The following is a 21,199-nucleotide window of genomic DNA, read 5'->3' on the forward strand; positions in this document are numbered from 1 at the left end:
TGCACATATAAATTGACCGTGTTCTTCCACATAAGCCGTTTGAAATCGTATCTCACCCTTAAATTACCCGCATGTTCTCTGCTTTATGCATGAAAAAGAGAATTTTGTGTTTGACGGAGGTTTTTCCATGATAAAGAAAAATGATTTGTTTGAAGCGGAGATCATCGCCATGACCGCCGAGGGCAGCGGCATCTGCCGCGCAGATGGCATGGCCGTGTTCGTGCCCGGTACCGCCGTGGGCGACCGCTGCGTCGTGCGCGTCGTAAAAGTCCTCAAAAAGTACGCGTTCGGGCGGCTCGAGGAGCTGCTTACGCCGTCGCCCGATCGCACCACACCGGATTGTCCCATTGCAGGCCCGTGCGGCGGCTGCGTTTACCGCCACATCACGTATGAAGCGGAGCTGAAGATCAAAACGCAGCGTGTTCGCGACGCCTTGGAGCGCATCGGCGGCTTTGAAAATATCCCCATGGAGCCGATCCTCGGCGCGCCGTCCCGCACGCGCTACCGCAACAAATGCCAGCTGCCCATCGGACTTTCCAAAAACGGCGAAATGCAGATGGGCTTTTACGCCGTGAATTCCCACCGCATCATCGACACGCACACCTGCCTTTTGCAGCCCGAGGTGTTTGATCGCGCGGCGGAAGCGTTCCGTGCGTGGCAAAAACTGAGCGGGGAGAGCATCTACGATGAAGCGGCGCACAGCGGCGTTCTGCGCCACCTTTACATGCGCTGCGGCGAAAAGAGCGGTGAGGTGCTCGTGTGCATCGTCGCGAACGGCGCAAAGCTGCACGGGGAAGACTTGCTCGTCAAAATGCTGCGCGAGGCTGTGCCGGAAATTACCGGCATTGTGTTAAACATCAACCGCGAGCGCACAAATGTCGTTTTGGGTCGCGAGTTGCGCACGCTGTGGGGCAAGCCCACGATCCGCGATACGCTCTGCAGGCTGGAGTTTGAAATTTCGCCCCACGCGTTTTATCAGGTGAACCGCACGCAGGCGGAGGCGCTTTACAACAAGGCCGCAGAGTACGCCGGGCTTACAGGTGCGGAAACGCTGCTTGACCTCTACTGCGGCACCGGCACCATCGGTCTTTCCATGGCGAGCCGCGCGAAGAAGCTCATCGGCGCAGAGATTATCCCCTCCGCTGTTGAAAATGCCCGCAAAAACGCCGCGCACAACCATGTCACGAACGCCGAGTTCCTTTGCGGCGACGCCAAAGACGCCGCGCGCATCCTCTACGAGCGCGGCGAGCGCCCCGACGTCATCGTCATCGACCCCCCGCGCAAGGGCTGCGATGCCGCCGTTATCACGACCATCGCCGCCATGCGCCCCACGCGCGTCGTCTATGTCTCCTGCGACCCCGCCACCCTCGCCCGCGATTTAAAGCAGTTTACCGCCGAGGGCTATAATATTGAGGCCGTCACCCCCGTCGATATGTTCCCGGGTACCGCGCATGTCGAAACGGTAGTCCTTTTGAGTAGGAAAAAAGTCAATGGATATGTCGGTGTTGATTTGGATGCAGAGAAGATTCAAGGTAAATCAGGGAGTGCTACATAAAAAGAAATTTAAGATTATGTATTGCGTAAATATGGTTTTAAAGTACATTCCGGATCTATTGGTCAAATCAAAACAAAGGCAGGTCTTGATAAACGTGAAAATTATAATATTGGATCCGGCGATGGACAAAAAGTATCTTGCCCACAGGAGAAGGAAGATGCCATCATGGATGCGTTTAGACATTTCAATATGATTTGATAAAAATTTGTTTACTAAGCATAGAGAGGGCTTGGCAATAAATGAATCTAATTTGGAAGATACAGATAAAAGCAGGATGAAGAAGGCATAAGACGAAGAGAGGCTTTTTTATAAAATGAAAATGGAAAATTATGCAGAAAACATATATTCTTTAGGTGAGACTGTAACGGGACAGACACAGGCTATGTCACAGGCCGTACGGAAAACACTGGAAAATAATGGCGGGGTAGGTATAATGACAGGATCTTATGACCAAAACCTGTCTATTTTGTCTGTGAATAATCTGCTGTTGCATAGTATAGGATATACATTCGATACTTTCATGGAACAGACAAAAGGCTCATTGAAAAACTTCTTTTATGACAAGGAATATGTACTGGAGCGAGACCGCTTTTTGCAGCTTCACGGAACAGGGGAAGCACAGATCCTTGCAGCAGACGGTACAGTGAAAAATATACGGCTTTGTAAAGAGGATGCGACAGATGAGGCGGGCAGACAGATCTGGGTTATGTCCGTACAGTTCAACTGGGATCATGTAAATTTGGCACTGCTCAATGAGGCTATCTGTTCCGGCTTCTGGTATTTTGACTGTGACGAAAACAGTGAGATTGTGAATGTAAACTGGAGTCATGAATTCCGAAAAATGCTCGGCTATCAGGACACTCTGGACTTTCCGAATAAACTGGAATCCTGGTCAGATCTTCTGCATCCACAGGATAAAGAAAGAGTAATGGCGCAGCTTCAGGCGGCAATTAAGGATAAGACGAACCGGACAAAATACCAGGTAGAGTATCGTATGAGAATGAAGGATAATCAATACCAGTGGTTTCGGGCATCGGCAGAAGGAATACGCCGTCTGGATGGTTCTGCCAGCAGGATTGCCGGGATTTTTATTAACATTGATGCGAAGAAAAAAGAAATCATGCAGGCACAAAAATCTGCTGCTTTCCACCGGGCTTTTACGAAAGCAGATCTGTGCGAGTATTATGTGAATCTGGAAGCGAATACTTTTGATACCTTTAAGGTTGAACCGTCCCTGATGACCGTCTTTGAACAGAGTCATACGTGGGATGAATTGATTCGGCATTTTGTGGATTCCTATGTTGTGGAGACAGATAAGAAGGCGGTATCCTCTTTTTACGACCGCGGTTATATTGCAGAAAGGCTGAAGGGTCTGGAAACCGAATTGTCTTTAGAGTGCCGTATCACTCTGAATGGAGAAGAACGATGGGTCCGCAATGTGGTCATACGTGGCGAAATAGAGGATTCAGAATATGCCATGATCTTTCTGCGTGATATCACAGAGGCAAAGGCAGAGAGCAAACGGCATCTGCAGATGGCAGCGGATAATGCTTCCATGGAGCAGCTGATTCAGAGTATTGTGCGTCTGTTTGACCGCTTTGTTGTCTGTGATCTGGAAAATGACAGATATGAATGCTACACTCTGAATGGACAGATGATATATAAACCTCTGGGAATTTATCATGATTTTCAGATGCAGGTTCTTGAAAAATATAAGACACTGGAACCATTGGAAGCTATAGATATCCTGATAACCCTGGATAATATTCGGAAAAAACTGAAAAGTGAAAATGATATTTATAAGTTTGAGTATTGCAGCCTGGATGAAAAGACTTATAAAATCGCTTCTTATATTCCCTTGGAATGGAAGAATGGAAAGCTGGAAAAGGTATTGCTGGCATCCATGGATGTGACACAGGAGAAGAAAGCAGAGATTGAATCCCGTCAGGCGCTGAAAGAGGCTTACCGGTCCGCAGAAAATGCAAATCGTGCGAAAACAGAATTTCTTTCCAATATGTCCCATGATATCCGGACACCAATGAATGCGATTGTGGGTCTGACGGCAATCGCAGGAGCAAATGTTGAGAGTAAGGACAGAGTCATTGAATGCCTCGGCAAGATCACAGAATCAAGCCGCCATCTGCTGGGGCTGATCAATGAAGTATTGGTTATGGCACGTATTGAAAGTGGAAAAATGACACTGGCACAGGAAGATTTCAATCTGTCAGAGCTGGTAGATAATCTTATTACACTTATGAAACCGGTGCTTGATGAACATAAACATAATTTTGATATACACATCAATCGTATTGAGCATGAGGCTGTCTGTGGTGACAGCTTGAGGATTCAGCAGGTATTTGTGAATCTGATGAGTAATGCGATCAAGTATACACCGGATGGTGGAAATATTACTTTTTCGATAGAGGAAAAACCCAATGGATTTTCAGAACTTGGATGCTATGAATTTACGATTGAGGATAATGGAATCGGTATGTCACCGGAATTCCAGAAAATCATGTTTGATCCTTTCAGCCGTGCAGATGACCACCGGACAACCAGAGTTCAGGGAACCGGTCTTGGAATGGCAATCAGCAGAAATATTGTGAACCTGATGAATGGCACGATTAAAGTGGACAGTACCTTGCACAAGGGAACTAAAATCACGGTAACAATTTATCTGGAGCTTCAGAAAAAAGAAAAAGAACAGGACAGAGATCTGATGAATCTACCGGTTCTGGTTGTGGATGATGATAAGACGTGCTGTGAAAGTACAATTGCCACACTGAAAGAAATCGGTATTACAGGTGAATGGGTTCTTTCTGGCAAGGAAGCTGTTGAACGTTGTTATGCACGTCATGAGTTAAAAGATGATTATTTTGCTGTTATCCTGGACTGGAAGATGCCGGAGATGGATGGTATAGAAACTGCCAGACAGATTCGGAAAAGGATCGGGAAAGAGATTACCATCATTGTACTGACATCCTATGAATTCAGCAAAATTGAAGAAGAGGCAAAGACGGCAGGTGTAGATGCTTTTATTGCAAAACCGCTGTTCCGTTCCCGGCTGACGGCTACACTGCGGCAGTTTACTTCAGGCAGAAAAGAAAATACAGCGAGAAATGATCTGGAGAAACTGTCAGAAGCAGATTATACAGGAAAAAGGATTCTGCTGGTTGATGATAATGAGTTGAACAGAGAAATTGGTGTTGAAATTTTGCGGATGACAGGGGCAGAAGTGGAAACAGCAGAAAATGGAAAAATCGCAGTTGAAAAAGTGGAAGCTTCTCCGAAAGGTTCGTATGATCTTATTTTTATGGATATCCAAATGCCTGTCATGAATGGTTATGAGGCAACTGCAGCAATCAGGAGCCTTCATGGTGAAAAGGGAAAACTGCCTATTGTTGCCATGACTGCCAATGCTTTTGCAGAAGATGTACAGTTGGCCAAAAATACAGGCATGAATGGACATATCGCGAAACCGCTGGATATGAATAAGCTGAAAGATGTTCTGGAAAACTGTCTGTAATTGCCTTTCTGGATGCATGGGAAAAGCAGCCGGGAAACATAGAGAGGGTTTTGTTATGACAGAAACGAAATATATATATTTCCGAAGCAACCGCATTCCATGGCAGTTTTGGCTTTCATAGCCGTGCTGATCATTTTGTTTCTTGTCCTGATTGTAATAGTACATATGAGAAACAGAAAATTAAAAAGTATACTGGAAGAACAGATGGCAGAAAGACAACTTCTGGATAAGATGTCTGCAGATTCCTTTGAAATTCTCCATTTGAGTGCCGGGATCAACGTAAAAGAAATGAATCTGAAGCAGTATATGGAAAGCGTAACGTTTGAGAACAGAAGACCGATTGAAAACGGTAATCCGGTCGGAGAACAGATTGTGCTTGAAGGTACCGATGCGGTGAAGGAAATGCTTTCCGGCTTGGTATGAGACTTAAAGCGGTACGACTTTTTTGCAAGGTAAATTGATAACGCTGCTAAAATGTTGACAACATAATGCCAACCTATTATAATAAAATCCAGCTTTATTAGTATTTATGTTTTTCGTTGTGATAGGAGGATAAAATGTTAAAAACCGTCCTGCTCCAGAAAATAAAACCGTACCGTCGGGTAAATAAAAAAGGCTTCACGCTTATGGAAATGCTGATTGTCGTGGCTATCATCGCGATACTCATTGCGGTCGCGATTCCGGTTTTCAGCGCACAGCTTCATAAGGCAAGGGTCGCAACGGACTGGGCGAACCTGCGGTCGTTTTACGCCGACATACAAACGGATTATATGACAACAGGGGAGCAAAACCCGAAAGTCCCCGTAGATTGGCACACAAACCCAGCTTACGACTGGCATTCGGTGACGTTTTTGAACGGACAGAAAGTCAAAATGAAAGCAGGCTTCTGCGCGGTGAGTTTTACAAAAGATGTGGGTTATTCGATCGAATACGATTGTAACGACGGACACCCAGCGTGCCATCTCAGCCTGCCTGTAAAATAATATCTTGTTTAGAAGACTTTGTGCATTTTATGTGCAAAGTTTTTTTGCGGAAAAGCAAACCTTAAAAACATAAACCAAGAAAGGAGTCGCAAAATCCCCCCTGTAACCGCGTTTTTGTTATTGTTTTCGATTCCCTCGGTGCGGCTTTCGAAGCTGCTGTAAAAGATGCTTTTTTTCGTAGTATCCGTCAAGCAAAAAAGAGAGTTCTGCTGGAGGTTTTCTACTTTTTCCTCTACACTGGAGGAAAAGGGGGAGATGCTTTTGGAACGACCGGTATTCAGCTTTTTTTCAAAACTTATTATGCCGTTGTTTTACGATAAAAAGTTTTTGCGTGGCCGCTGGTTTGAGGAATCCAGTCTCGGCTGGACATGGTGCTGGCGAAACTTGTGGATGCAGAAGGTAAAGGGCATCAATCGCGATATTCCGTTCCCGGTTTCTTTCCGCAATGAAGTAAGCAGCGCGGAAAATCTGATTTTCGACCCGGATGATATGAACGATTTTAACGCGTTCGGCTGCTATTTTCAGAATTTCGCCGCCAAAATCGTCATTGGCAAAGGCAGTTATATCGCGCCGAATGTCGGTCTTGTCACGGCAAACCATGTGCTGACCGATTTGGAGCAGCATCAGCCCGGCAAAGACATCGTGCTTGGCAAAAACTGCTGGATCGGTATGAATTCCACCGTTTTGCCCGGCGTGGTGTTGGGTGACCACACCGTTGTGGGTGCGGGTTCGGTCGTGACGAAAAGCTTTCCGGAGGGCTGGCAGGTTATTGCCGGGAACCCTGCAAAGGTGATTCGCAAGCTCGAAAAGCCGACGGGAAATGAAAATCAAAACAAGACAATAGTTTAATAGGTGATACAAAAGAAAGCTGCTGCGGCCTCCCACACGGGAAACCGCAGCGGCTTTCTTCTATATAGGGATATGAACGTGTAATTTAAACTTACAGGCGATACAGCTTTTCGCCCACAGCAAACCAAATCGTGCCGTCCGGCGCAAGTGTCGCGGTACGGCAAAGCCCCGGGGCCTCAAATTGCTCTGTAAGGCGATTTGTTTCGGGATTGAAGAAATCAATCATTTTGCCGGTGAATACGGCGCACAAACCGTTTTTCAGGTCTAAAAGCTCGTGCGCGATACAGTCATCGTTGTACGCATCCACGCCGGTCTTGCCGATGAGCGGCATTTCGCAGCGTGTTTCCAACGTGTCGGGGTCGAGTACGGAAAGCACCGGCGTGCCGTCCGATTTTGTGCGGCTGACAACAAGGCGGTTTTGTATATACAGAATTTTGAAGAATAAAACACCTTTATCAAAAACGCGCTGCCCGACAACTTTGCCCTCATAAGCGATTTTCAAAACCCGAAAAGTGTCCCGGTCCGCCATCAGTCCGCTGGCTTCGCCGTTTGTCACGGCATAGAGATATTCGGGCGCGGCACAAAGATGCTCAATGGCCTGGTCGCCTGCAATGCCGAACCAACTGGTGACTTTCTGCGTTTTGGTGTCGATCTTTGTGATGCCGCCGCTGCGCACGCCGTAGCTTGCCCACCAGCCGGTCCAGATGTTTCCGTCCGCGCCAAGCACGCTTTTTCCGTGCGGACGCACCATTTTCGGCGCACAAGAGCCGAGCAGGCGCGGGTTGATGTTATTATACTGATCCCACGGCGTTTTAGGGTCATACAAAATGTGGTCGCCGTGTATGTAGGAGGTCAGGTACAGCCTGCCGTCAAGCGGTACAATGCCGTATACCTCACCGCCGGCCGCCGCAACGGAAGCGGAGTTTTCAAATGTACCCGTTTTTGGGTCATAGCTGAAAATCGTCTGACCAAATTCTGCACTGCCCCAGATCAAACCGTCCGGGTCGGCCGCAAGCGTCATGATGTTGCACGGGATCGGCTCGGCGGCGAGCAACTCAAAATGCCAGCCATCGTCTTCTTCCCAGATGAGATCCTGCCCCTTGATGCCGATGCGCTTTCCGTTTTTGCGCGTGACAATATGGTTGCCGGCTTCGCCTGGGAGCAGTCCGTAGGGAAGCGGTTCGTTTTGCTTTTCCAAATACGCTTTTACGTCGTTCGGTAGATTTTCCGGTTGTTCGTCGAAGGCAAATTGCACTAAAAATTGATTGGTTTTTATATTATATAATCGGTACGCCGTATCGGTTTTCGTCAAAAGGCAATCTCCAAACGCCGCAGCGATGTTTTCGCCCGCGCCGCCGACCTGCATGAATTTTTGATTTGCAAAAGTATAAAGCCAAACGGTATTCTCGTGAAAGCCGGAGTTTACCGCCACACCGCCGCAGACGGGCGTAACGTTTTTGGTGTAGCAATTTTCTTTGTCGGAGCCGACATGTCCGAGACTGACAAGCGTTTCTTTTTCCGGATCATATTCCAAAAGCGCGCCGCCCGGCCAGGTTCCGCCGTAGATTCTGCCGTTATCGCCTCGGGCAAGATTCCAGATGTACCGCTCGCCTTCGACGGTCAGCGAGGAAAGGTACGTCCGCGTCTTCAAGTCAAACCGATGCAACGCTCCGTGATCGGCACATGTGCCAATCAGCAGCATTTCTTTTTCTTTTAAGTACAGCACGGCCCATGCGCCGGCATCATACGGCAGCGGGTAGTTTTCGCACGTTTTGGTTTCGGGATCGACTAAGATCAGCGCGCCGGTGGCGCCGCCTGCATAGCTGACAACAGCAAACCGTTCCTTGCCGCTCAACGGGTCAACCGGAATATAATCCGCACCGAGAATACAGAAATTCCGGCAGGGCAAAGCAGCTAAAAAAGCTTCTCGTCTTGCGTTCATAAAAATGTCCTTTCTCTTTTACGGCACTGTAAAATACCGCGTGTTCTTTTCATATATACTCTGATTTTTGCACAGCACTGCGCACATTTCAAGTCCGATTTTCTGCAAAACTTGACGGATTTTACGAGATTTTTTGACTTTAACAATAAAAGATCATGCGATTTTATGATAACTTTAGTGAAACTTCCGAAGAACTAAGAATAGTACATATTTTACGAAGAATTCTCCATATCAAGGGTGTTCACAGTGTGTTAAAATCCTTTCATCAAAGAAAATTCGGTGCGGCGCAGCGGTTCGCCGCAGTAAAACAGAGGGAGGATGCTGTTATGGCAAAGAAGGCCGTGCAAAAGCCGGTGGGCAGTACGCGCAGCTTGTGGTCGCGCATATGGGAGAACAGGTTCCTGTATGTAATGCTGCTGCCAATGGTTGTACTGCTGCTTATTTTCAACTATTATCCGATGTATGGTGTAATCTTAGCGTTTAAAGATTTTAACTTTTCGGCAGGTATTCTCGGAAGCCCGTGGACCAAAAATCATGGCTTTTATAACTTCCTGCGTTTGTTTAGGGATCCGTCTTTTTCAAATGCCATGATTAACACGCTGTCCATCAGCCTCGGCCGTTTGATTTTCGAGTTCCCAATTCCGATTATGCTGGCGCTGCTCATCAATGAGATCCGCTCCAATAAATACAAAAGAGTTGTGCAGACGGTCTACACGTTCCCGCACTTCATCTCATGGATCATCGTGGCGGGCCTGTTCTTCAATCTGTTCTCAAACGACGGCATCGTAAATCAGATATTCACAGTGATCGGTCTACCGAAGCAGCATGTGCTCAGTGATCCGAACACATTCCGTCCGCTCGTTTACATTAGCTCCAACTGGAAAGAAATGGGCTGGAGTGCTATTATATACCTTGCCACCATTTCCGGTATCAGTCCGGAGCTGTACGAGGCGGCGCGCATCGACGGCGCGGGTCGCGCGCAGCTGGTGCGGCATATCACGCTGCCGTGTCTCAGCGGCACCATCGCCATTCTTTTAATCTTACAGATTGCCAGTATGATGAACGCAGGCTTCGACCAGCTCTTCAACCTTTCCAACGCAGCGGTCCGCCAGAGTGCCGACATCATCGATACGCTCGTTTACCGCAAGTCGTTTTCGGAGGCGGCGAACTTCGGTTACACTACGGCCATCGGCTTGTTTGAATCTGTCATCAACTTCGTTCTGCTTTTGATCGGCAATACCATCACTAAAAAGCTTAACGGCAGAGGCATTTATTGAAAGGGGGCAGCAAAATGAGTGAAATAACCGCTTCTCTGCACGCAAAGCCCGCAAAAAAGAAAAAACTGAACCATTACACAGGCTTTGATTATTTCCTGATCGTCTTCATGGGTCTGTTGGCGCTTATCACCGCGTTTCCGTTTTACTACATGCTGATTGTTTCATTCGGCACCTACGAGGACATTCATGCGCAGAGCATTTATCTGTGGCCTACCGTATTCGATACCAGTGCATATGAGCTTGTTATCGGCAACGCGCAGTTCTGGAGCTCCGTGCGCAACACCTTGTTTGTTACGGTCGTCGGTACGGCGCTCAGCGTCGTTATTATGGTGGCGGCAGCTTACCCGCTGACAAAAAAAACGCTGTTCGGCGGTAAATTCTTTTTCAATATGCTCATCTTCACCATGTTCTTTGGCGGCGGCATGATCCCCTGCTATCTCGTCGTTGAGCAGCTCGGTCTCGGCAACAGCATCTGGTGCATGATTTTCCCGTGTCTTATCGGGCCGTTCAACATTATTTTGATCAAAAATTACATAGAAGATCTGCCGCTCGCGATCGAAGAATCCGCAAAGATTGACGGCGCGAACGATATGGTGATTCTGTTCAAGATCATTCTGCCGATGTCCACACCGATTATCGCGACGGTGGCGCTGTTCGTAGCGGTTGGCAACTGGAATTCCTACTGGATGGCGATGCTGCACATCAATAAGCCGAACCTGTATCCGTTACAGCTTTTGCTGCGCAACATGCTGCTGAACACCACAAATTCCATGACCGGCGTAAAGGCCGCCATTATCGCGCAGGAAAAGAGCGTATACGATCTTTCTTTGCAAATGGCGACCGTTACCGTTGCGACGGTACCGATTTTAGTTGTTTATCCGTTTGTGCAGAAGTATTTCACCAAGGGCATCATGCTCGGCGGCGTAAAGGGCTGATCTGCAAAAAACCTCAATTTTACACAGTACCAAAATCCGAACGGTCGGATGGTATAATAAACTTTCAAGATTTAGGAGGATGTAAGTATGACGAAGCTATGGAAGAAAATCTCCGCAGCGGCACTGGCCGCAGCCCTGATGCTTTCCTGCATGGCGGGCTGCTCCGGCGGCGGAACGGAGAGCAAAAAGGAAGAGGGCAGTTCTGCGGCAGACGAAAGCATGTCTCAGGGCTCATCCGACGGGAGCGCAGAGTCCTCTCAGAGCGATGATTATGCAGAACACATGACGCTCAGCATCGCGGTGTGGGGCATCGGCGATACGATCATCGACGGCGAAGACGAAGTGCGTGACCGCTTGTACGACAAGTTCAATATCGATATTGAACCGTATGCGGTAACTTGGGGTGACTACGGCGAGAAGATTCAGCTTTGGGCCGCAACAAATCAGCTGCCGGACATCACCGCGTACGATGCTGCGTATACCGATACGTTCCGCAAGTGGCGCGATCAGGGTGTTGTGCGTGCGCTGCCGGACAACTGGGCAAGCTTTGAAAATGTTGCGAAAATGCTGGATAACGCGGAGGGCCGCGCCATGAACGAAGTGGCGGAAACCGAGGCAAATCCGGTGTTCTACGGCATTCCGCGCCCGAACTATCAGAGCGATGAAGACGGCATTACGGACTACGGCATCGCCATTCGCCGTGACTGGATGGAGAATGTCGGTGTGACGAAAGTACCGGAAACGCCGGACGAGCTTTTGGACCTTTTGAAAAAGTTTGTAACAGATGACCCGAACCAGAGCGGCAAAGCCGATACAGTCGGCCTTGCAGGCTACACGTTCAGCTGGATGACGGTTCTCATGAACGGCGAATGCCCGGATGCCGTAAACGGCTTCCGTTGGAGCTTTGCAGAAGACGGCTCTCTTGTGCCGTGCTTCATGACAAAGAATTTCCTCAACGGCGTTAAGGTCATGAAAGAATTCTGCGATGCAGGCGTCATCGACCCGGACTATATCATCTATAAGGGTGAAGACGGCCGCGATAAGTTCCTCAACGGTCAGGCGGGTGCTTATGCACACTCCGGCCCGACATACAGCGGTACCGGCATCATGGCAGAACGTTTCGGCGAAGCCTATCCCGATAAATCCCTTGATGAGATCGTGGCATTCGTACCGCTCTTTGCAAACAGCGAGACCGGCAAAACCACATTCCCGGCACCGAGCAAGTATTGGTCTGAGACATATCTCAGCAGCAATGTGGACGATGCAAAGGCACAGCGCTGCATGGCACTTATGGATTACCTTTTAAGCGTTGAAGGTTATGAAGACATTTCCCTCGGCATCGAAGGTGTTTCCTACAAAAAGCTCGGAGAGGGCAAGTATGAAGTCCTCCCGATGACAAAGGAAGACGGCTCCCCCATGACGGTCGCAGAGCGCTATCCGTGCACAGGTCTCTACTCTCTCGGTTTCTGGGGTCCGTACCGCCAGGATATTGCCCCGGGTCATACCGATGGTCAGATTAAGCTCTATGACGATTATCAGACGCTGATGTTTGATGAGAAGAAAGCAGCCGTTGCCGATGCACCGAACACAAAGGGTCTCCTTCTGGATGAAACAAAGGATCTTGCAACGGCGGACGACCATTACGAGGAGATCATCAATCAGCTGATGACGTCCGACGACATCGACGCCGCATGGCAGGATATGGTCGACAGCTACATGAGTCAGGGCTACGATCAGGTCATCGCAGAGATGAATCAGCTTTATAAGGATGCAGGCAGATAAATACGGATAACTCTATGTGAATTCCCTCCTTTGCCTCAGGGCAGGGTCGGCGCAAAGGACGTCGGCTCTGCCTTGTTCTTTTTCATTCCGTTCTGTTCATTTGCCACGAAAAATGGTATAATGCAAAAAAGAATATATACCAAATTCATGAGTGGGAGGCAGAAAAATGAGGAGAAAATCAACAGAAAGCGGCATGCCCATCGTTACATATATCGGTGCGGCATGCATGGTGCTTGTCCTCGTGGTTTCAGCGGTATTCACGGCCGGTTACGAGATTTTTTCAGAGCATGTGCGGCAGTCCAATTTAGCGTACACCGCACAGGTTTTCACGCAGTTGGAAGATCAGCTGCAAGCACAGCTGCAAACGCTGGAGGATAGCCTCAAGGGTCTTGCTATCAACCGCACCATGGCTGCATTTTTCAAGGGAAAATTTCAGGAGCTTCCGTTTGATTCGCGCCGCGAACTGGATTCGCTTACCATGGACGTTATGCTCGTCAACCCGGATATTCGGCAAATCGTGGTCGAGGGTTACAACGGCATTACGTATTATGCGGCGGACCACAATCAGGTGCTTTCGGATGCAATCCAAAAGCTGCCGGAGCAGCCGCAGTTTTACTACGATCTTTCGCCGGGCCTTACGATCGGTAAAGAAAACAAACGATGCTTTCTGCTTTCCACCTCCATGTATGATATTTGGAATTATACATCCAGCTTTTTCCTCGGTCGCATGACGATGGTTGTACAGCTTGAAACGCTTGGACTCGAGAATTTCACGGATCAGTATGATATGAGCCTTTTTCTTTTAAACGAAAACGGCATTTGCGCTTCAAACCGCGAACCTACCGAAATGGAACAGCAGATTTTGGCACGTGCGGATATTTTTGAGGACGGTCAACGGGAGATCATCGTAAATGGCAGGTCGTATCTGGTGCACACGGGACACATCAAGGCGCTGAACAGCAGCCTTGTCAGCATTTTACCGAAGGAGAACATCATGCAGGAGCTCGACCAGATCCGCAAAAGCGACATATGCTTGATGGCGGGCGCCGTGATTTTGATGATTACCGTCATGTTTTGGTTGAATCGCAAAATCAACGAGCCGCTTTATCAGTTGATCTCCCACATGCAGCGTATCGAGCATGAGGAAAAGCGATATTTCGGCAACGAGCTGCATCTTTCCGGTTATCGCGAGATCCGACAGGTTTCCGAAGAGTTCAATCATATGATCCGCAAAGTCGGTGATTTGACGGACGACCTTGTGCAGACCACAACAAATCTGTACGAAGCGCAGCTGCAAAAAAAGCAGGCAGAGCTTTTACAGCTGCGCAGCCAGATTAACCCGCATTTTCTGTATAACACCTTGGAAAGTCTCATCGGCATGGCGTATCTCGAAAATGCCGACCAAACCGCAGACATGGTGAAAAGTCTGGCGCAGATTTTTAAATACAGCGTAAAAGGGCAGGATTTTGTTCTGGTGCGCGAGGAAATTGCCGTGACGCGCGCGTATCTGAGCATTCAGCAGCGGCGTTTTCCGGGTGTGTTTGAGGTGCATTTCTGTGTGGATGACGATGCCGTGTCCTGCCAAATGCCTAAAATGCTTTTGCAGCCGCTTGTCGAAAACGCCGTCAGCCACGGATTTCGCGAGCAGTTTGCGGGTACCGGCGGACAGCTGACAGTTGGTGTCCGACGCGAAGACAAAAAACTGCATCTATGGGTGGAAGACAACGGAAAAGGACTGAACGCGGAAAAAATGTCGTATTTTAACGAAATGTTATGCGGCGATACAATGCCGTCCCCCGATTCCATCGGACTCGAAAACGTGATTGGTCGCATTCGCTTAATCTACGGCGGTGCCGGCGTATTTCACATGACGGGAGAACTGGGGCACGGCGTGCGCATCGATATGGAGTTGCCGCTCACATACGGAGGGGAAAAGCATGTATAAAGTAGTATTGATCGACGACGAGCCGCTGATTCTTGTCAGCTTGGAGCGTCGCATAGACTGGGCAGCGCACGGCTTTACCGTCGAGGGTAAAGCGCGCGGCGGGGAAGAAGGCCTGCGGCAGATTCACGATTTGCAGCCGGATCTCGTCTTTACGGACATTCGAATGCCGGATATGTCGGGACTCGATCTTCTACGGGAAGCACGCAAAATGTATCCGGATATGCTGTTCGCCGTTTTGAGCGGGTACAGCGAATTTGAGTATGCCCGTAAGGCGATCGAGTACGGCGTTTTGGGCTTTTGCTTAAAGCCGTTCGACGAAAACGAGCTTTACGCTCTGCTCGATAAGGCCGCGGCACTGCTCGGAAAGCTTGAAAAACGCGAAACGGAAAAAGCAACGGAGCCCGCGCGCTCGGAGACCATGCGCGGCATTCTTCTGTATTTGCAGGAGCATTATAAAGACCCGGAGCTCTCCACCGTGGAGGTCGCCCGCGTATTTGGATTCAACCCGAATTACGTCAGTCAGCTCTTTAAAAAATCGGAAAACGAAACGCTTACAGCTTATTTGACGAACCTGCGTATGCAGAAAGCCTGCGTTTTGCTTGAGAGCAGCGGGTGCCAGGTGCGGCAGGCGGGCGAGCAGGTCGGCTACCCGGATTACCTGTATTTCGCTAAGGTCTTTAAGAAGCACATGGGCGTCACACCGAGTGAATACCGCGCCGGGCTGCGCGGCAAAGAGACCCCGCAGAAGTCGTCAAGCGCACAGGAGAATACGCAAAGCACGTAAATCCCGGAACGGGTATAATAAAAGCGGAAAGTATACCGGGTATACCCGATGCGGAAAGGACGACGAATATGATACAAATAAACATCGCATCGCTGAACAGCGAGCTGAAACAGGGGCTCATTTTACTGTGCGAGGATTATGATTTTGCCCTTTCGGATACGGAGGGCTTACAGCTTTTTGCGGAACACACCGGGGAAAACCTCGTGCAGGTTTCGCTGAAAGGGCAAAGCGCCGTGATCCGATATCATCAGAAAAGCCATTTTTTCCGCGGCTTCTCTCTGCTTTTGGAGCATTTAAAAGAGAGTTCTGCGGATTATGCGGCAGCGGAAACGCCGCAGTTCGATGAACTCGGCGCCATGTTCGATGTATCGCAGGGCAACGCTGTTTTGCGCGTTTCCTCCGTAAAAGCCATGCTGCGCCGTATGGCGATGATGGGCATGAACATGCTCATGCTGTACTGCGAAGACAGCTATACCGTCGAAGAAGAGCCGTACTTCGGCTATATGCGCGGCCGCTACACCGAAGCAGAGCTCAAGCAATGTGACGATTATGCGTATCTGCTCGGCATCGAGATGATACCGTGCATCCAGACACTTTCGCACCTCATTGATGTTTTAAAGTGGCCTGCATTCGATAACATCAAGGAAGATTATGAAACGCTGTTTGTCGGTGGAGACGAGACGTATGCTTTCATCGAGCATTTGATCCGCGCCGCTGTCAAGCCGTTTCGTACAAAGCGCATTCATATCGGCATGGACGAAGCGTGGCATCTCGGCACGGGACGCTATCTTGCAGAGCACGGACTTGTGCCGGGCGAGCGCATCATGCAGGAGCATTTAAGCCGCGTCATGGAGATCGTGCGCAAGCTCGGCTTACAGCCGATAATGTGGAGCGATATGTTCCTGCGCCAGTTCGGCGGCGGGGATTACTATAAAGAGCAGCTCGATATTCCGAAGGACGCTGCGTCGCTGGTGCCGCCGGATATCGACATGGTGTACTGGGATTATTACCACGAGGACGAAGCATTTTACGACAGCCGAATCCAAACGCACCGCCTGTTCGGCGAGCCGATTTTCGCCGGCGGCGTGTGGACGTGGGTGGGCTTCGGCGCAAACTGGGGCCTTACATACGCCACAACGCACCCTGCGCTGCAAAGCTGCAAGAAAAACGGCATCCGCCGCGTCTTTGCCACCATTTGGGGCGATAACGGCACGGAGTGCAACATTTGGGCAAACCTGCTGGGCTTGCAGCTGTTTGCAGAACACGGCTATGCCGAAGTCTTTGACGAAGAGAAATTTCGCCGCCGCTTTGCGTTCTGCTGTGGCGCGGTGTATGAGGATTTTGATGACCTGCGCTATCTCGATGAAATTCCGGGTTGCAAGCCGGGCAATTTGGAGCAGGTGAATGCGTCAAAATATCTTCTCTGGCAGGATCCGCTGATGGGCCTGTTCGATTACCACATCAAAGGTCTTCCGCTTCGTGAGCATTATCAAAGCCTTACTTCGCATTTTGAAAAAGCCATGACGCGGAACGGTGCGTATAACGAAATGTTCCGATTTTATATGCTGCTTTCTAAAACGCTCGCCGCAAAAGCGGAGCTCGGTCTGTGCCTGACGCAGGCGTACCGTGCGGGGGATAGAGAAGCACTCAAAACGCTTGCGGCGGAGGCAATACCGCAGACGATTGAATACGCGGAGCAGCTGCGACGGTGCCACAAAGCAAACTGGTTTATCGATAACAAAGCCATGGGCTGGGACATCATGGATATGCGCTACGGCTCGCTGCTTATCCGCCTGCGCTCTGCAAAAGAGCAGGTGGAAGCTTACTTAAACGGAGACGAAAACAGTTTGGAAGAGCTCGCGGAGCCGCGTCGTTCCTTTAACGGCAAAGAGGGTCTCGTGCCGTATGCCAACTGGTACGGGCGCATCGTGTCCGCCAGCCGCATCGCGCCGGAAGCCTAATCAGGAGGAATACACATGAGCAGATTGGTTTACTGCGATCAAAAAATGATCGATCTGGACGCTTGCGAAGTCGTCTACGATACACCGTTTACACCGAAAAGCCTCAAAGAAGATTTTGAGGCCCCAAGCGGACATTGGAGCGTGAAAGACGGGTGGCTTGTCGGCGTGCACCGCGAAAATTCCGGCGGCATGCTGTATACAAAGCAAAGCTGGGATTTCAACCTCATCATGGAGTTCGACGCCGAAGCAATCCCGCCGTGTAAAAACGACCTCAATTTCGTCATGAAAACAAGTGGTTGGGATAGCGTGCATCACGATGCCGGGCCGGGCTACATTTTCGGCCTCGGCGGTTGGTGGCTCGATAAAGCCGGCATCGAAAAATACCCCACCTGCAAGCCGCGTTGCCTCACGGAGCTTTACCCGCTCGAAAGCGGCAAGCTTTATCATATCATCGCAGGTGTCATTGACGGGCATTGCTTTTTCTACGCAAACGGTAAACTCGTCTGCGAAATGTACGACCCTGCGCCGGAAGATTTTGTCGGCTGCGGCAAGGTCGGCTTTGATACCTACGCGTCGCAGATTCGCTACAAAGACCTGCGCGTTTACCGTGCCGCGTACACGGAAAGAACCCTCGAATACACGGCGAATTTTTAAAAATCAGCGTATTTTACGCCGCACTTTGCACATTCTGCAAAGCTTCTTTGCAGCGTAGAAAACGTCAAGAAATCCGAAGAAAAAAGGGAGAAATAAACGGATATCTGCCGTATGATACAGACAGAAGATCCGGTAAGGGCCGGATAAATTTACGGAGGTGTTCGTTATGGAAAAGAAGTACAACGCATATGAAAACGCACTTGAGGTGCTGCGCGGCGCAGCAGAGCAGGCCGGTTATAAGCACGATGAATACGTGACGCTGGAATACCCGGAGCGCGAATTAAAGGTTTCCGTTCCGGTCGTCATGGATGACGGCAGCGTGCAGGTATTTGAGGGCTACCGCGTGCAGCATTCCAGTCTGCGCGGCCCGTGCAAGGGCGGCATCCGTTTCCATAAGGATTCGGATATTGAAGAAGTGAAAGCGCTTGCTTTGTGGATGACCATGAAGTGCGCCGTTGCCAATATCCCGTACGGCGGTGCAAAGGGTGCTGTCAAGGTCGATCCCGCAAAGCTCAGCCGCGGCGAGCTGCAGCGTCTGACCCGCCGCTATACGGCGATGGTCTTGCCGCTTATCGGCCCGGAAAAGGATATTCCCGCGCCGGACGTCAACACAAATGCCGAAACGATGGGCCTGATCATGGATACATACAGCATGCTCAAGGGCTACACCGTGCCGGGTGTCGTCACAGGAAAGCCGGTGGAGATCGGCGGCTCACTCGGCCGCAGTGAAGCGACCGGCCGCGGCGTGATGATCACGGCTATGCAGCTGATGAAGAAGCTCGGCATGCAACCGGAGAACACGCGCGCCGCCGTACAGGGCTTCGGCAATGTCGGCTCCGCCGCAGCGGATCTGCTCGCAAAGCAGGGTGTTAAAATCTGTGCGTTAAGCGACGTTTCCGGCGGTATCTATTGTGCGGACGGCCTCGATGTTTCGAAGGTTCGTGCCTTTATCGCAGCGGAAAAAGGCCGTTTCCTGAAGGACTACACCATCGACGACGTCCGTCACATTACAAACGAAGAGCTGCTTGAAGCCGATGTCGATCTTTTGATCCCGGCGGCGCTCGAAAATCAGATTACGGCGGAAAACGCCGGCAAAATCCGCGCAAAATATATCGTAGAAGCCGCAAACGGCCCCACAAGCGTAGAGGCTGATGCAATTCTCACGCAGCGCGGCATCACCGTTGTGCCGGATATTCTGGCAAACGCCGGAGGCGTGGTCGTTTCCTACTTCGAGTGGGTGCAGAACATTCAGTCGCTCATGTGGGAAGAAAAAGAAGTTAACCGTCACCTGGAAGAAATCATGGTCAGAGCGTTTGAAGAGGTGTGGAGCATCTGCAAAGAAAAGCAGGTCACCATGCGTATGGCAGCGTATATGTCCGCATTAAAGCGTCTGATCACAGCAAAGCACTTCCGCCCGATTTTTCCGTAATCGCGGAAGACGAAAGGAGATAACATGCTGATCGATGTGCACACGCACCTGTGGGAAACCTGCGTGGAGGAGTCCAAACAAGGCATCCTCTCTATGTGCGAGACCTTCGGTATCGACAAAGTATATGTTTCCGGTTTACATACCTATTGCCCGGACGAAGCGGAGGTCACACGTTTGAACGACTATGTCGTGTCGTTCATGCGGGAGCATCCCGGTCTTGTGGAAGGGTACTGCTACTTAAACCCACGCAATGCAAATTCGCTTTCCGAGCTGCGCCGCCGCATCGAAGATGACGACATGTGCGGCATCAAGCTATGGGCGTCCGTATTCTGCGATGATCCCAGCGTAAATCCCATCGCGGAGCAGGCCATTCACTACGACATCCCGGTTCTGGTGCATACGTTTCATAAAGCGGTCGATCAGCTGCCGAACGAATCGCTCGGCGAAAACATGGCGGCGCTTGCGCGGCGGTATCCGAAAGCGCGGTTCATCATGGCGCACATCGGCGCCAACTGCCTGCGCGAGCTGCGCTGTGTGAAGGATCTGCCGAATGTCTGGGCAGATTTCTCCGGCTCCATTTCTCACGCCGATGATTTAGAGTATGCCGTGCGTATTTTGGGCGTTGACCGAATCCTGTTCGGCAGCGATATGCCGGACCTCGCGTTTCAAACGAGCTACGGTCAGCTTCTGGAGGCCGATCTCACCGAGGAAGAACGCGAGAAGATCGCATGGAAAAACGCGGCGGACATATTTAAAAGGAGGTCGGTGAAATGAGTGGGAACATCATGGGTTTCGATTGCAACGGCTTTTTGGGTACATGGCCGTTCCGCCGGTTTTATCACGGCGGCTTAGACGGGCTTAAAGCGGTTCATGAAAAAGCAAACATCACGGGCGGTTGGGTCTCATCATTGAACAGCATTTTTTACAACGACCCCATGGAGGCGGAGGAGCTGCTTGCCGAGGAGCTGAAAAACACCCCGTACCGGCAGGTGGTGGGCGTGAATCCCATGCTTCCCGCCGCAGTCTCGTCCATAAAGGAGGCTATGGCGAGATTTAACATCTGCGCCGTGCGCCTGTATCCGGGGTATCATCGGTATCGCCTCGATGACCTGAAGCTCGCACCGTTCTTTGCGGAAATCGAGAAACTGCATATTCCCGTTCTTGTGACTATGCGACTGGAAGACGAGCGATTGAATTACCTCATCACACCGCGCATCATCACGAAAGAGGAAAAAGAGGCTTTGCCGAAAAGCTATCCCGGCGTTCGGTTCATCTACACGGGTATGCAGACCTATGAAGTGACCGAAATTGCAGAAGCTTTCCGAGAAAATAACAATCTCTATGCGGAAACATCATTTTTCAAGTCGCCGTGTACGGTGTTTGAAGATGTTTTAAAAGCCGTTCCGGCGGAGAAAATCCTCTATGGCTCCGGCTACCCGCTGAATTGCCTGCAAAGCACATGGATCGCGCTTCAAAAAGCGTATATCCCGCAGGAGGATAAACAAAAGATCCTGTACTCAAACATAGAAGCTCTCACATCAAAATAATGTGTTGAAAAGTTAAGAAAGGAACATAAC

Annotated in this window: 16 protein-coding genes; 15 read left to right on the top strand and 1 reads right to left on the bottom strand. The window is 50.0% G+C overall.

From position 1 onward, the window contains the following. The first annotated feature begins 127 nt into the window (after positions 1–127). From rlmD to R2K26_RS01265, 5 genes are all read left to right on the top strand, one after another. Positions 128–1,555, top strand: coding sequence for a 23S rRNA (uracil(1939)-C(5))-methyltransferase RlmD (rlmD, locus tag R2K26_RS01245; RefSeq protein WP_316518304.1), 1,428 nt, complete (start codon positions 128–130; stop codon positions 1,553–1,555). A gap of 313 nt (positions 1,556–1,868) precedes the next feature. Then, on the top strand, positions 1,869–5,081 hold the full coding sequence (locus R2K26_RS01250; RefSeq protein WP_396897207.1) for a response regulator: 3,213 nt from the start codon (positions 1,869–1,871) through the stop codon (positions 5,079–5,081). Between the two features lie 99 nt (positions 5,082–5,180). Next, positions 5,181–5,504: a hypothetical protein gene (locus R2K26_RS01255; protein ID WP_316518306.1), complete on the top strand. Its 324-nt coding sequence runs from the start codon at positions 5,181–5,183 to the stop codon at positions 5,502–5,504. Positions 5,505–5,707: 203 nt separating this feature from the next. Next, positions 5,708–6,064: a hypothetical protein gene (locus tag R2K26_RS01260; RefSeq protein ID WP_396897208.1), complete on the top strand. Its 357-nt coding sequence runs from the start codon at positions 5,708–5,710 to the stop codon at positions 6,062–6,064. Positions 6,065–6,325: 261 nt separating this feature from the next. Continuing rightward, positions 6,326–6,913, top strand: coding sequence for an acyltransferase (locus tag R2K26_RS01265; RefSeq protein WP_316518309.1), 588 nt, complete (start codon positions 6,326–6,328; stop codon positions 6,911–6,913). A 91-nt stretch (positions 6,914–7,004) separates the two neighbouring features. On the opposite strand, the gene R2K26_RS01270 is transcribed toward R2K26_RS01265, so the two are convergent. Then, positions 7,005–8,855 (bottom strand): hypothetical protein, encoded by a 1,851-nt coding sequence (locus tag R2K26_RS01270; RefSeq protein ID WP_316518311.1) that lies wholly within the window; start codon positions 8,853–8,855, stop codon positions 7,005–7,007. A gap of 326 nt (positions 8,856–9,181) precedes the next feature. Here R2K26_RS01270 and R2K26_RS01275 point away from each other — a divergent pair, with 326 nt between their 5' ends. The 10 genes from R2K26_RS01275 (at position 9,182) to R2K26_RS01320 (ending at position 21,169) form a co-directional block, all read left to right on the top strand. Continuing rightward, a complete protein-coding gene (locus R2K26_RS01275; protein WP_316518313.1) occupies positions 9,182–10,132 on the top strand; it encodes an ABC transporter permease subunit in 951 nt (316 codons plus the stop codon). A 14-nt stretch (positions 10,133–10,146) separates the two neighbouring features. Beyond that, positions 10,147–11,067 carry a carbohydrate ABC transporter permease gene (locus R2K26_RS01280; protein WP_316518315.1) on the top strand — a complete coding sequence of 307 codons (921 nt, stop codon included), beginning with the start codon at positions 10,147–10,149 and terminating at the stop codon, positions 11,065–11,067. Positions 11,068–11,154: 87 nt separating this feature from the next. Next, complete coding sequence (locus R2K26_RS01285; protein WP_316518317.1) at positions 11,155–12,849, top strand: extracellular solute-binding protein; 1,695 nt, start codon at positions 11,155–11,157, stop codon at positions 12,847–12,849. 166 nt (positions 12,850–13,015) lie between these two features. Continuing rightward, entirely contained in the window at positions 13,016–14,794 is a 1,779-nt protein-coding gene (locus tag R2K26_RS01290) for a sensor histidine kinase (RefSeq protein WP_316518320.1), read from the top strand. Then, a complete protein-coding gene (locus R2K26_RS01295; protein WP_316518321.1) occupies positions 14,787–15,578 on the top strand; it encodes a response regulator in 792 nt (263 codons plus the stop codon). The genes R2K26_RS01290 and R2K26_RS01295 overlap by 8 nt, the downstream gene beginning before the upstream one ends. A 68-nt stretch (positions 15,579–15,646) precedes the next feature. After that, a complete protein-coding gene (locus R2K26_RS01300; RefSeq protein ID WP_316518322.1) occupies positions 15,647–17,539 on the top strand; it encodes a beta-N-acetylhexosaminidase in 1,893 nt (630 codons plus the stop codon). Positions 17,540–17,554: 15 nt separating this feature from the next. Then, positions 17,555–18,193 carry a hypothetical protein gene (locus R2K26_RS01305; RefSeq protein ID WP_316518324.1) on the top strand — a complete coding sequence of 213 codons (639 nt, stop codon included), beginning with the start codon at positions 17,555–17,557 and terminating at the stop codon, positions 18,191–18,193. A gap of 166 nt (positions 18,194–18,359) precedes the next feature. Continuing rightward, on the top strand, positions 18,360–19,622 hold the full coding sequence (locus R2K26_RS01310; protein ID WP_316518325.1) for a Glu/Leu/Phe/Val dehydrogenase: 1,263 nt from the start codon (positions 18,360–18,362) through the stop codon (positions 19,620–19,622). Between the two features lie 24 nt (positions 19,623–19,646). After that, a complete protein-coding gene (locus R2K26_RS01315) occupies positions 19,647–20,396 on the top strand; it encodes an amidohydrolase family protein (protein ID WP_316518326.1) in 750 nt (249 codons plus the stop codon). Next, positions 20,393–21,169 (top strand): amidohydrolase family protein, encoded by a 777-nt coding sequence (locus R2K26_RS01320; protein WP_316518328.1) that lies wholly within the window; start codon positions 20,393–20,395, stop codon positions 21,167–21,169. Before R2K26_RS01315 ends, R2K26_RS01320 begins: the two co-directional genes overlap by 4 nt. Positions 21,170–21,199 lie beyond the last annotated feature (30 nt).

This window comes from Neglectibacter sp. CSJ-5, from assembly GCF_032490475.1.
Classification (GTDB): domain Bacteria; phylum Bacillota; class Clostridia; order Oscillospirales; family Acutalibacteraceae; genus Hominenteromicrobium; species Hominenteromicrobium mulieris.